General features: G+C 68.9%; 10 protein-coding genes. 8 read left to right on the top strand and 2 right to left on the bottom strand.

Annotated features, from left to right (window positions below):
- Position 1: 1 nt before the first annotated feature.
- Complete coding sequence (locus ACTOWL_RS10155; RefSeq protein WP_441321102.1) at positions 2-1,531, bottom strand: UxaA family hydrolase; 1,530 nt, start codon at positions 1,529-1,531, stop codon at positions 2-4.
- Between the two features lie 224 nt (positions 1,532-1,755).
- Here ACTOWL_RS10155 and ACTOWL_RS10160 point away from each other — a divergent pair, with 224 nt between their 5' ends.
- The 6 genes from ACTOWL_RS10160 to ACTOWL_RS10185 all read left to right on the top strand — a co-directional run bounded on the left by ACTOWL_RS10160 (position 1,756) and on the right by ACTOWL_RS10185 (position 8,408).
- Complete coding sequence (locus ACTOWL_RS10160) at positions 1,756-2,886, top strand: sugar ABC transporter substrate-binding protein (RefSeq protein WP_441321103.1); 1,131 nt, start codon at positions 1,756-1,758, stop codon at positions 2,884-2,886.
- A 17-nt stretch (positions 2,887-2,903) separates the two neighbouring features.
- Positions 2,904-4,454, top strand: a complete 1,551-nt coding sequence (locus ACTOWL_RS10165) for a sugar ABC transporter ATP-binding protein (protein ID WP_441321104.1) — start codon at positions 2,904-2,906, stop codon at positions 4,452-4,454.
- Entirely contained in the window at positions 4,451-5,515 is a 1,065-nt protein-coding gene (locus tag ACTOWL_RS10170; RefSeq protein ID WP_441321105.1) for an ABC transporter permease, read from the top strand. The genes ACTOWL_RS10165 and ACTOWL_RS10170 overlap by 4 nt, the downstream gene beginning before the upstream one ends.
- 10 nt (positions 5,516-5,525) lie before the next feature.
- Complete coding sequence (locus tag ACTOWL_RS10175) at positions 5,526-6,476, top strand: ABC transporter permease (RefSeq protein ID WP_441321106.1); 951 nt, start codon at positions 5,526-5,528, stop codon at positions 6,474-6,476.
- A 118-nt stretch (positions 6,477-6,594) separates the two neighbouring features.
- Entirely contained in the window at positions 6,595-7,515 is a 921-nt protein-coding gene (locus tag ACTOWL_RS10180) for an SMP-30/gluconolactonase/LRE family protein (RefSeq protein WP_441321107.1), read from the top strand.
- A 14-nt stretch (positions 7,516-7,529) separates the two neighbouring features.
- A complete protein-coding gene (locus ACTOWL_RS10185; protein WP_441321108.1) occupies positions 7,530-8,408 on the top strand; it encodes a DMT family transporter in 879 nt (292 codons plus the stop codon).
- Between the two features lie 2 nt (positions 8,409-8,410).
- On the opposite strand, the gene ACTOWL_RS10190 is transcribed toward ACTOWL_RS10185, so the two are convergent.
- Positions 8,411-9,124 carry a GntR family transcriptional regulator gene (locus tag ACTOWL_RS10190; protein WP_441321109.1) on the bottom strand — a complete coding sequence of 238 codons (714 nt, stop codon included), beginning with the start codon at positions 9,122-9,124 and terminating at the stop codon, positions 8,411-8,413.
- A gap of 104 nt (positions 9,125-9,228) precedes the next feature.
- On the opposite strand from ACTOWL_RS10190, the gene araD reads away from it, so the two are divergent.
- The gene (gene araD / locus ACTOWL_RS10195) at positions 9,229-10,971 is read left to right on the top strand and encodes an L-arabinonate dehydratase (RefSeq protein ID WP_441321110.1); all 1,743 of its coding nucleotides are present in this window, start codon (positions 9,229-9,231) and stop codon (positions 10,969-10,971) included.
- 11 nt (positions 10,972-10,982) lie between these two features.
- Positions 10,983-11,951, top strand: a complete 969-nt coding sequence (locus tag ACTOWL_RS10200; protein WP_441321111.1) for an SMP-30/gluconolactonase/LRE family protein — start codon at positions 10,983-10,985, stop codon at positions 11,949-11,951.
- Positions 11,952-11,959: the final 8 nt, after the last annotated feature.

Consider the following 11,959-nt stretch of genomic DNA (forward strand, 5'->3'; position numbering starts at 1 on the left):
TTCACATCACCGCGCCGATCTGCCAGGGCACGAACTCGTTGTCGCCGAAGCCCTGGGCCTCGCTCTTGGTCTCTGCGCCCGAGGCCACGGCCAGGAACATCTCGAAAATGCGGCGGCCGGCCTGCTCAATCGACTCGTCGCCGTCGATGATGGTGCCGCAGTTGATGTCCATGTCCTCCTCCATGTGCCGGTACATGGTGGAGTTGGTGGCGACCTTGATGCAGGGCGCCGGCTTGAAGCCGGAGACCGAGCCGCGGCCGGTGGTGAAGCAGACGATCTGCGCCCCGCCCGCCACCTGGCCGGTGGCCGAGGCCGGGTCGTAGCCGGGCGTGTCCATGAACACGAAGCCCTTGGCCGTCATCTGCTCGGCGTATTTGTAGACCTCGACCAGGTTGGTGGTGCCGCCCTTGGCCGCGGCGCCCAGTGACTTCTCCAGGATCGTGGTCAGGCCGCCGCGCTTGTTGCCCGGCGACGGATTGTTGTTCATCTCGCCGCCGTTGCGGCTGGTGTAGCCCTCCCACCACTTGATCCGGGCGATCAGCTTCTCGCCGACCTGGCGGTTGACCGCACGCCGGGTCAGCAGATGCTCGGCGCCGTAGATCTCCGGCGTCTCCGACAGCACGGCGCTGCCGCCGTGGCGGATCAAGAGGTCGACCGCGGCGCCCAGCGCCGGGTTGGCCGAGATGCCGGAATAGCCGTCCGAGCCGCCGCATTGCAGCGCCACCATCAGCTCGCTGGCCGGCACGGTCTCGCGCCGGGCGCGGTCGGCCTCCGGCAGCATCTCCATCACCCTGGCGATGCAGTGGTCGACCGTCTTCCGCGTGCCGCCCAGGTTCTGGATGTTCATGGTCTGGAACAGCGGCCCGCGCTCGATCTGGTAGGCGTCGAGCAGGAAGTCGATCTGGTTGACCTCACAGCCCAGCCCGATCATCAGCACGCCCGCGAAGTTCGGGTTGCGGGCGTAGCCCCAGAGGGTGCGCTGCAGGTTGTCGTAGCCTTCGCCCGAATCCGCCATGCCGCAGCCGGTCGAATGGGTGATCGCCACCACGCCGTCGACATGCGGGAACTGCTCCAGCACGCCGGAGCGCTCGAAATGCGCGGCGATCATCCGGCTGGTGGTGGCCGAGCAGTTCACTGACGACAGGATGCCGATGTAGTTGCGGGTACCGACCTTGCCGTTGGCGCGGCGGAAGCCCTGGAAGGTCGCGCGCTCGGCTTCCGGCAGCATCGCGGTCGGCTTGGCGTCGGCGCAGAAGGCGTAGTCGCGCTCGAAATCGCCCATGGCGCAGTTCTGGACATGGACGTGCTCGCCGGTCCCGATCGCCTCGGTGGCGAAGCCGATGATCTGGTTGTAGCGCCGGATCGGCTCGCCCGCCGCGATCGGCCGGGTCGCCATCTTGTGGCCGGCCGGGATGTGGCCGGCGGTGGTCACCCCCTCCTCCGGGATCGGCGTGCCCGGCGTGATGTCGGCGCGGGCGAGAACGACATTGTCGTCGCGGTTCAGGCGGATGAAGAGGCTGGGGCTGGGCATCGGTTTTGCACGCGTTCTTGGGCTTGCCTGGCGGATCTTGGGCGGCCGCTACTTTACGTCGGACTTTTGGGCCGCGCCATCCTCCTGAAGAGATGGGAACGACGCTGCATTCTGTCTGATGAATTGACGGCTGTCCCCGATCGGCGCAACATTTCGGCCGTTAAATAAGTCGGACGAGTTTGAATCGTTCGCCGGGCAATAGACCCATTTCAGGGAGGACCCATATGCTGCTTCACCGTTTCGCCGCGGTCGCCGCGGCTGTCATTCTCTCCACCACGGCCCTGACCGCCCTCGCTGTCGCGGCGCCGAAGACGGTGGACGGGCCGGGCTATCTGCCCGGATGCTTCGCGCCCTGGGCCAAGGACACCAAGTTCTTCAAATGGGACGCCCGCCCGGGGCCGTACCGCATCGCCCTGGTCAACGGCTTCGTCGGCAACATCTGGCGCATCCAGATGATCCAGACCGCCAAGGCCTATGCCGCCCTGCCGGAGGTCGCCAAGGACATCAAGGAGTTCAAGGTCGTCTCCACCGGCACCGACGCCGCGGCGCAGCTGGGCACGATCGAGGACTTCATCAACCAGGGCTTCGACGCCATCGTCACCATCGCGGTCAGCCCGACCGGCTTCGACCGGGTGATCAAGCTGGCCAACCGCAAGAACGTCGTGCTGGTGCCGTTCGACAATGTCCTCGACACCAAAGAGGTGATGCAGATCAACGAGGACCAGTGGGAAATGGGGGTGATGTCGGCCAAGTTCCTGATCGACCACATCCCCAATGGCGGCAAGATCCTCGAGGTGCGCGGCCTGCCCGGCAACTCGGTCGACCGCGACCGGCACGAGGGCTTCCAGAAGACGATGAAGGAGGCGGCCAAGCCCTTCGACATCGTCGAGGTCGTCGGCAACTGGGCGCCGGGCGATTCGCAGAAGGCCACGGCCGATGCGCTGGCCGTGCACGGTCATTTCGACGGCATCTTCACCCAGGGCGGGTCGAACGGCACGGTGCAGGCGCTGATCGATGCCAAGCATCCGTTCGTGCCGATGTCGGGCGAAGGCGAGAACCTGTTCCGGCAGCAGATCGCCCAATTCCAGGGCGAAGGGCTGAAGGGCTTGTCCTACGGCCAGTCTCCGGCCCTCGTCGCCATCGCCACCAAGGCGGCGATCGCCGCGCTGAAGGGCGAGACGATGCCGCAGATGGTGTCGATCCCGATCCCGGTGGCGGACTACAAGACGCTGAAGGACGGCGAGAACTACTGGTCGAACCTGACGGTCGACTTCTTCGCGCCGAACGCGTTCGAACCCTGCGGCATCACCTTCACGGCGCCGCAGATCATGGCCCAGACCGCCGAGAACAAGTAAGCACGGTGGCGTCGGCAATGACCGTCGCCGCGGACACGCCGCCGTTGGTGCGCCTGACCGGGGTCAGCAAGCATTACGGCGGCGTGCACGCGCTGCGCGAGGTGGAGTTTGCGGCCCGCGCCGGGTCGATCCACGGAGTCCTGGGCGAGAACGGGGCCGGCAAGAGCACGCTGATCAAGATCATCGCCGGGGTGGTGCAGCCCAGCGCCGGCGAGATGCTGATCGACGACCGCCCGGCCAGCTTCGCCTCGCCGCAGGCGGCGAATGCGGCCGGCGTCGTCTGCGTGTTCCAGGAGCTGTCGCTGGTGCCGGATTTGTCGGTTGCCGACAACATCTGCATCACCCGGCCGCCCCGGCGCCTCGGCCTGATCGACCACCAGGCCCAGCGGCGGCGGGCGGAGGAGCTGCTGGCGCGGATCGGCTGCGCCGACATCGACCCACGGCTGCCGGTCAAGGCGCTGCCCCTGTCGCGCCGGCAGATGGTCGAGATCGCCAAGGCGCTGGGGCGCGACCCGCGCCTCTTGATCCTCGACGAGGCGACCTCGGCCCTGACCGCGGCGGATGTCGAGAAGGTCTATGCCCTGCTGCACCGGCTGCGCCGCGAGGGGCTAGGGATCCTCTATATTTCCCATCGGATGCCGGAGATCAAGGCGCTGTGCGACACCTGCTCGGTGTTCCGCAACGGCCGGCACATCGACACCTTCCCGGCCGGGGCGCGCAGCGACGACGAGGTGGTGCGGATGCTGATCGGCCGCGAGATCCACAACGTCTATCCGCCGAAGCCGGTCCGGACCGAGGCGCCGTCCCCGGTGCTGGAGACCCGCGGCCTGCGCTGGGGCCATCGCCTGGCCGACATCTCGCTGACCGTCGGCCGCGGCGAGATCGTCGGCCTCGGCGGGCTGGACGGCCAGGGCCAGCGCGAGCTGCTGCTGGCCCTGTTCGGCGTGCTGCGCGGGGTCGAGGGCAGCGTGCTGGTCGACGGCCGGCCGGTGCGGATCGGCAGCCCGAGCAAGGCCAAGAGCGCCGGCATCCGCATGGCGCTGATCCCGGAGGACCGCAAGACCGAGGGGCTGCTGCTGCCGATGTCGGTCGGCGAGAACATCACCCTCGCGGCCCTGGGCGGCATGGCCCGGGGCGGCGTCATCGACCGCAAGCGCGAAGCGGACAGCATCGCCCGCATGGTCGAGGCGCTGCGGATCAAGATCGGGTCGGCCGACGCCGCGGTCGGCACCCTGTCCGGCGGCAACCAGCAGAAGGTGGCGATCGCCAAATGGCTGCTGACCGAGGCCCGCATCGTCCTGCTGAACGACCCGACCCGCGGCATCGATGTCGGCACCAAGCAGGAGATCTACCAGCTGCTGCACGACCTGGCGGCGGCCGGCACCTCGATCCTGTTCTATTCCACCGACTATGACGAGCTGATCGGCTGCTGCGACCGGGTGCTGATCCTGTATGGCGGACGGGTGATCCGGACGCTGGAGGGTGGCGCGATCACTGAGACCAACATCGTCGCCAGCGCCCTGAACCTCGAGACCAACGGCCAGGCGGCGGAGGCGATGCCGGCATGACCAACCTGCTCCACCGCGCCTCGCGCCAGGGCGGCCTGCTGCTGGCCATCGCCCTGTTCGTGCTGTTCTACGGCCTCTACTCCTACCAGCATCCGCGCGGCGGCAGCGCCGACCTGATCGTCCAGAACGCAAACGAGACCTTCACCCTGGCTTTGGTGGCGATGGCCCAGACGGTGCCGGTGCTGCTGGGCGGGCTCGACCTCTCCGTCGGGCCGCTGATGACGATGGTGAACTGCCTGGCCTCGCATCTCCTGACCGGCAGCGGCTGGGAGCTGGCCTTCGGCATCGTGCTGTGTCTCTGCGCCGGCCTGCTGGCCGGTTTCGTCAACGGCGCCCTGGTGGTCTACGGCCGGATCCAGCCGATCATCGCCACGCTGGCGACCGGGGCGGTGCTGATCGGCATCGCCCTGTTCCTGCGCCCGACCCCTGGCGGCGCGGTCGACAGCGACCTGTCCTGGGCCGCCACCAACACGCTGTTCGACGTGGCCGACACCTATGGCTGGTGGGGCGGCGACCTGCCGGGCTGGTTCCAGGCGATCCAGGCGATCCCGGTGCCGATGATCCTGATCGTGCTGGTGGTGCTGCTGGTCTGGCTGCCGTTCAAGAACTCGGTGACCGGGCGCGGCTGCTACGCCATCGGGTCGTCCGAGCAGGCGGCCTTCATGTCCGGCGTCGCCATCGACCGGTCGAAGCTGGCGGCCTTCACCCTGGCCGGGCTGTTCGCCGCGATCGCCGGGGTCTATCTGGCGCTGCAGACCGGCAGCGGCAACGCCGACACGCCGATGGCCGGCGGCTACACCCTCAACTCGATCGCCGCGGTGGTGATCGGCGGCACCTCGCTGTTCGGCGGATCGGGCGGCGCCGTCGCCTCCATCATCGGCGTCATGGTGCTGCGCGCCATCTCGTTCTGCTTCCGCGTGGTGCCGGAGGACAGCATCGTCGGCTTCCTGGCCAACCCGCTGCTGCAGCCGCTGTCCGAGGGCATCATCCTGCTGGCCGCGGTCTCGCTGGGCGCCGCCCGGGTGTTCACGGTCAAGAACCGCCTGCAGCTGTTCGGGTAGCGGAGGACCGATGCAAGCCTATCTCCGCTCCATCGACCGGCCGATCCTGGTGGCCTGCGGCTTCGTCATCCTGATCCTGGCGGCGGGCACCGCCTACACCGCGATCACCCAGGGCACGGCCACCTTCCTGTCGCCGACCTACCTGCTGCAGCAGCTCAAGGTCGCCTCCTTCCTCGGCGTGGTCGCCGCCGGGATGATGCTGGTGATCCTGATGGGCCATATCGACCTGTCGGTGCCATGGACCGTCGCCGCCTCGGCCATGCTGGCGACCGCGATCGGCGGGCCCGAGGCGATCCCGGTCGGCCTGGCGGTCGGCGCCCTGGTCGGGCTGTTCAATGGCCTCGGAGTCGCCTTCCTGCGCGTGCCGTCGATGATCTTCACCCTCGGCGTCAACACCGTGCTGCGCGGGCTGATGGTGATGCTGACCGGCGGCTTCTCGCCAACCACCATGGCCACGCCGCCGATGCAGTTCCTGGCCAAGACAGAGGTGCTGGGGATCCCGATGGCGGTGTTCGTCTGGGCCCTGCTGTCGCTCGGCATCGTCTTCCTGCTGACCCGCACGCCGATGGGCCGCTACATCTACGCCATCGGCAACCGCGAGTCCGCGGCCTACCTGTCCGGCGTCAACACCCGGCTCGTCATCCTCGGCGGCTTCATCCTGTGCGGGCTGTGCTCGGCGGTGGCCGGCATCCTGCTCTCCGGCTATTCCAGCAAGGCCTATCAGGCGATGGGCGACCCCTACCTGCTGCCCGCCATCGCCGCGGTGGTGATCGGCGGCACCAACATCCTGGGCGGCCAGGGCCGCTATGCCGGCACCGTGGTCGGCACCATCCTGATCGTGCTGCTGCAGAGCGTGCTGTCGGTGATGCAGATGCCGGAGGCCGGGCGGCAGATCATCTATGGCCTGGTCATTATCCTGATGCTGGTGCTGTATGGCCGCGGCGGCCGCTCTACAGCCTGACCGATTTTTCATCCGCCGAATCGTTGACGGGTCCCGCAGCGGGGCGCAACACTCCGGCCGGTTATGTCCGATCAATGGGACCGTCCGGGCCAGGCCCGGGCCAAGGGAGGAAACCGGGATGCTCGACCCCTGTTTCGAGGTGCTGGACAAGCGCTTCGCGGGCTATGTCATGGGCAATGTCCATATCGACGTGCTGGCCAGCGACATCGGGCTGCGCTGGTCGGAAGGGCCGGTCTGGTTCGGCGACGCCCGCACCCTGCTGTGGAGCGACATCCCGAACAACCGGATCATGCGCTGGGACGAGACCGACGGCAGCGTCAGCGTCTATCGTAACCCGTCGAACTACACCAACGGCCACACCCGTGACCGCCAGGGCCGGCTGGTGTCCTGCGAGCATGGCGGCCGCCGCGTCAGCCGCACCGAGCATGACGGCCGCGTCACCGTCCTGGCCGACAGCCACAACGGCAAGCGCCTGAACTCGCCGAACGACGTGGTGGTGAAGTCGGACGACACGGTGTGGTTCACCGATCCGTCCTACGGCATCCTGTCGGAATACGAAGGCCACCAGTCCGAGATCGAGCAGGATGGCTGCCACGTCTACCGCTTCGACCCGAAATCGGGGGCGCTGAAGGCCATCGCCACCGATTTCGTCAAGCCGAACGGCATCGCCTTCTCGCCGGACGAGAAGCTGCTCTACGTCGCCGACACCGGCGCCAGCCACGACCCGAACGGGCCCAAGCACATCCGCCGCTTCCAACTGCGCGACGACGGCACGCTGGCCGGCGGCGAGGTCTTCGCCGACTGCACCTTCGGCATGTTCGACGGCCTCCGCCTGGACCATCACGGCAACATCTGGACCAGCGCCGGCGACGGCGTGCATTGCTACGCCCCGGACGGCGCGCTGATCGGCAAGATCAAGGTGCCGGAGGTGGTGGCCAATGTCTGCTTCGGCGGGGTCAAGAAGAATCGCCTGTTCATCTGCGCCACGACCTCGCTGCGGGCGGTCTACCTGAACACGCGGGGCGTGCAGACGCCCTGACGGACCCGCAGGCCATGACCGCCCTGCCGCGGACCGCGGCCGCCCCCGCCGCCGGCATGCTGCTCATGCTGGCGGCGATGGGCAGCTTCACCACCATGGACACCGTGTCCAAGGTGCTGACCGGCAGCTACGACCCGATCCAGGTGACCTGGGCGCGCTACACCTTCCATGCGCTGCCGATGCTGCTGATCGCGGGTCCCGCCTGCTTCCGGCGGATGGCCGCGACCGCCCGGCCGGCGCTGCAACTGGCGCGCGCCCTGGCGCTGCTGGCCTCCGCGGTGCTCGCGATCGTCGGCTTCAGCCTGATGCCGCTGGCCGACCTGTTCGCCATCTCCTTCGTCGCGCCGCTGCTGGTGATCGTGCTGTCGGTGCTGTTCCTGGGCGAGCATGTCGGCCCGCACCGCTGGGCCGCGGTGGCGGCCGGCTTCGCCGGCATGCTGATCATCGTCTGGCCCAGCGGCGACGGTGTCGGATTCGTCGGCGGCCTGGTCGCCTTCGGGTCGGCGCTGTTCTGGGCGATCGGCCTGGTCGCCACGCGGCGCCTGGACGGCGAGGATCCCCGCACCACCCTGTTCATCACCGCGCTGGTCGGGACGGTGCTGCTGAGCCTGGCGCAGCCTTTCGTCTGGACGCCGCCCGACGCGGCCGGCTGGGGCCTGATGGTGGCCATGGGGCTGCTGGGCCTGCTGTCGCACACCCTGCTGATCGCGGCCTTCGGCCAGGCCCCCGCCTCCACCCTGGCGCCGTTCCAGTACAGCCAGCTGATCTACGGCCTGGCTTTTGGCTGGCTGGTGTTCGGCGACGTGATCGGCGCGCGCCCGACCCTGGGCTGCGCCGTCATCGTCGCCGCCGGCGCCTCTGTCTGGTGGCGGGAGCAGCGGGTTCCGGACTGAGTCTACCCTCTCACATAATCCGGGAACCTGGCGCGGATCTCGTCGACCTGCGCCAGTGTCCCGGACAGGTGCTGGCGCAGCACCTCCTGCGCCCGGTCGGCGTCGCCGTCGGCGATGGCGTCGAGGATGCGGGCATGGTCGTCCAGGATCGACTGCGCCTTGCCCGGCGCCGGCAGGTGCAGCCGCCGCAGGCGATCGAGATGGCCGCTGCGGCTGCGGATCAGGGCCCACAGGTCCGGCACCTCCGCCGCCTCGCACAGCCGGCGGTGCAGCGACTGGTCGGTCTCGGCGAAGGCCTCGAGATCCTGGGCGTCGAGCATGCCGCGCTGGCGGGCGATCAGCGCCTGCAGCCGCGGCACGAAGGACCGGTCCTCGCGCTGCGCCAGGCTGCGCACCACCTCGAGCTCCACCGACCGGCGCAGGAAATGCGCCTGCCGCGCCGCCGGCAGGTCGATCGGGCTGACCACCGTGGCGTGCTGCGGGAAGATGTCGACCAGCCCCTCCTCCGCCAGCCGCAGCAGGGCGTCGCGGATCGGCGTCTGGCTGACCCCGAACTGCGCCATCAACTCGTTGCGCGCCAGCACCGAGCCCGGCGCCAGGGTCAGCGCGATGATCTGCCCGCGCAGCCGCTCATAGACCTGCGGCGCCGCCTGCCGGGCGCGGTCGAGCTGGATCGCCGTGACGGTCATGCTGCGAAGGTCCGCACTGTTTGCCATGGTCAGATCATACCTGCCTGGATGCCGATGCACTAATGCATTAGTGTTGCCGAGACCCGAGTCCCCCTGCCCCAGCCACCGATCCCTCCAGACGGCAGCGAGCCATGACCGACATTCGCCGCAAGACGCCAGACACCCTCCGCAGCGCCCGCTGGTTCGCGCCCGACGACCTGCGCGCCTTCGGCCACCGCTCCCGCGCCATGCAGATGGGCTACGCGCCGGAGGAATGGGCCGGCCGGCCGGTGATCGCGATCCTCAACACCTGGTCCGACGCCAACCCCTGCCACGCCCACTTCAAGACCCGGGTGGAGGATGTGAAGCGCGGCGTGCTGCAGGCCGGCGGCTTCCCGATGGAGCTGCCGGCGCTGTCGCTGTCGGAGAGCTTCGTCAAGCCGACCACCATGCTGTACCGCAACATGCTGGCGATGGAGGCGGAGGAGCTGCTGCGCTCGCACCCCGTCGACGGCGCCGTGCTGATGGGCGGCTGCGACAAGACCACCCCCGGCCTGCTGATGGGCGCGACCAGCGCCGGCCTGCCGATGATCTTCATGCCGGCCGGCCCGATGCTGCGCGGCAACTGGAAGGGCAAGGTGCTCGGCTCCGGCTCCGACGCCTGGAAGTTCTGGGACGAGCGCCGGGCCGGCAACATCAGCGACCAGGACTGGCTCGACATCGAGGGCGGCATCGCCCGCAGCTATGGCCACTGCATGACCATGGGCACGGCCAGCACCATGACCGCGATCACCGAGGCGCTCGGGCTGACCATGCCCGGCGCCTCCTCGATCCCGGCCGCCGATGCCGGCCATATCCGCATGGCCTCGACCTGCGGCCGCCGCATCGTCGAGATGGTGTGGGAGGATCTGGTCCCGGCCCGGATCCAGACCCGCGCCGCCTTCGAGAACGCGATCGTGGTGGCGATGGCGATGGGCTGCTCGACCAACGCCATCATCCATCTCGTCGCCATGGCGCGCCGCGCCGGTCACGACATCTCGCTGGATGATTTCGACGCCGCCAGCCGGGTGGTGCCGGTGATCGCCAATGTCCGCCCCAGCGGCGACCAGTACCTGATGGAGGATTTCTTCTATGCCGGCGGCCTGCCGGGGTTGATGACGCGGCTGCGCGGGCACCTGAAGCTCGACGCGCTGACCGTCAGCGGCCGGACCGTGGGCGAGAACATCGCCGGCGCCGAGATCTACAACGAGGACGTGATCCGGCCGATCGACAACCCGCTCTATGCCGAGGGCGCGCTGGCGGTGCTGCGCGGCAACCTGGCGCCGGATGGCTGCGTCATCAAGCCCAGCGCCTGCGCCCCGCGCTTCCTGAAGCACAGCGGCCCGGCCCTGGTGTTCGACGACTACCCGGCGATGAAGGCGGCGATCGACAGCGACGACCTGGACGTCACCGCCGACCACGTGCTGGTGCTGCGCAACGCCGGGCCCCAGGGCGGGCCGGGCATGCCGGAATGGGGCATGCTGCCGATCCCGAAGAAGCTGGTGAAGCAGGGCATCCGCGACATGGTCCGCATCTCCGACGCGCGGATGAGCGGCACCAGCTACGGCGCCTGCATCCTGCATGTCTCGCCCGAATCCTATATCGGCGGCCCGCTGGCGCTGCTGCGCACCGGCGACATCGTCACCCTCGACGTCGCCGCCCGCCGCATCGACATGGAGGTGCCGGAGGCGGAGCTGGCGCGCCGCCGGGCCGAGCTGACGCCGCCGCAGCCCCGCTACGAGCGCGGCTATGGCTGGATGTTCAACCGCCACATCCGCCAGGCGCATGAGGGCTGCGATTTCGACTTCCTCGAGACCGGCTTCGGCGCCCCGGTGGCCGAACCGGACATCTTCTGAAGGGACCGGCGATGAGCGGACAGGATGAGATCCGGGATGGCTGGACGCCCTCGACCCGGTACCCCGACCCGGCGGTGCAGGTGCTGGACCCCAGCTTCGCGCCCTATCGGATCTTCAGCGCCGCGGTGGAGCGCATCGCCACCGGCTGCCGCTGGGCCGAGGGGCCGGTCTGGTTCGGCGACCGCCGTGCCCTTCTGTGGAGCGACATCCCGAACGACCGGATCCTGAAATGGGATGAGGAGACCGGGGCGGTCAGCGCCTTCCGGAAGCCCTCCAACAACGCCAACGGCAACACCCGCGACCGCCAGGGGCGGCTGGTCACCTGCGAGCATCTCGGCCGCCGCGTCACCCGCACCGAATATGACGGCACCGTCACCGTGCTGGCCGATGGCCTGGACGGCAAACGGCTGAACTCCCCGAACGACGTCGTGGTCAAGTCCGACGGCTCGGTCTGGTTCACCGACCCGCCGTTCGGCATCACCGGCAACTACGAGGGCCGCAAGGCGGAGCCGGAGCTGCCCGCCAACGTCTACCGGATCGATGCGGAGACCGGGGCTCTCACCGTCGTCGCCGAGGACGTCAAGGGTCCGAACGGCCTGTGCTTCTCGCCCGACGAGTCGCTCCTCTACCTCGTCGAATCCCGCGCCGTGCCGAACCGGCTGATCGTCGCCTATGACGTTGTCGAGGGCGGCCGGCGCATCGCCAACCGGCGGGTGCTGATCGACGCCGGCCCCGGCACGCCGGACGGACTGCGCGTCGATGTCGACGGCAATCTCTGGTGCGGCTGGGGCATGGGCAGCGACGAACTGGACGGGGTGAAGATCTTCAACCCCGACGGCAAGCCGATCGGCCGGATCGCCCTGCCCGAGCGCTGCGCCAATCTGTGCTTCGGCGGCGAGATGCGCAACCGCCTGTTCATGGCCTCCAGCCAATCCGTATACGCGCTCTATGTGGGCACCCAGGGCGCCGTCGGCGGCTGACCCTTCCG

The organism is Inquilinus sp. CA228 (genome assembly GCF_052078665.1).
Taxonomy (GTDB): Bacteria; Pseudomonadota; Alphaproteobacteria; order DSM-16000; family Inquilinaceae; genus Inquilinus.

Bases quoted from the DNA above. Each gene is read 5' to 3' on its own strand.
- ACTOWL_RS10155 (WP_441321102.1), bottom strand. From the start codon at position 1,531: ATGCCCAGCCCCAGCCTCTTCATCCGCCTGAACCGCGACGACAATGTC.
- araD (WP_441321110.1), top strand. From the start codon at position 9,229: ATGACCGACATTCGCCGCAAGACGCCAGACACCCTCCGCAGCGCCCGC.
- ACTOWL_RS10170 (WP_441321105.1), top strand. From the start codon at position 4,451: ATGACCAACCTGCTCCACCGCGCCTCGCGCCAGGGCGGCCTGCTGCTG.
- ACTOWL_RS10190 (WP_441321109.1), bottom strand. From the start codon at position 9,124: ATGGCAAACAGTGCGGACCTTCGCAGCATGACCGTCACGGCGATCCAG.
- ACTOWL_RS10165 (WP_441321104.1), top strand. From the start codon at position 2,904: ATGACCGTCGCCGCGGACACGCCGCCGTTGGTGCGCCTGACCGGGGTC.
- ACTOWL_RS10185 (WP_441321108.1), top strand. From the start codon at position 7,530: ATGACCGCCCTGCCGCGGACCGCGGCCGCCCCCGCCGCCGGCATGCTG.
- ACTOWL_RS10160 (WP_441321103.1), top strand. From the start codon at position 1,756: ATGCTGCTTCACCGTTTCGCCGCGGTCGCCGCGGCTGTCATTCTCTCC.
- ACTOWL_RS10180 (WP_441321107.1), top strand. From the start codon at position 6,595: ATGCTCGACCCCTGTTTCGAGGTGCTGGACAAGCGCTTCGCGGGCTAT.
- ACTOWL_RS10200 (WP_441321111.1), top strand. From the start codon at position 10,983: ATGAGCGGACAGGATGAGATCCGGGATGGCTGGACGCCCTCGACCCGG.
- ACTOWL_RS10175 (WP_441321106.1), top strand. From the start codon at position 5,526: ATGCAAGCCTATCTCCGCTCCATCGACCGGCCGATCCTGGTGGCCTGC.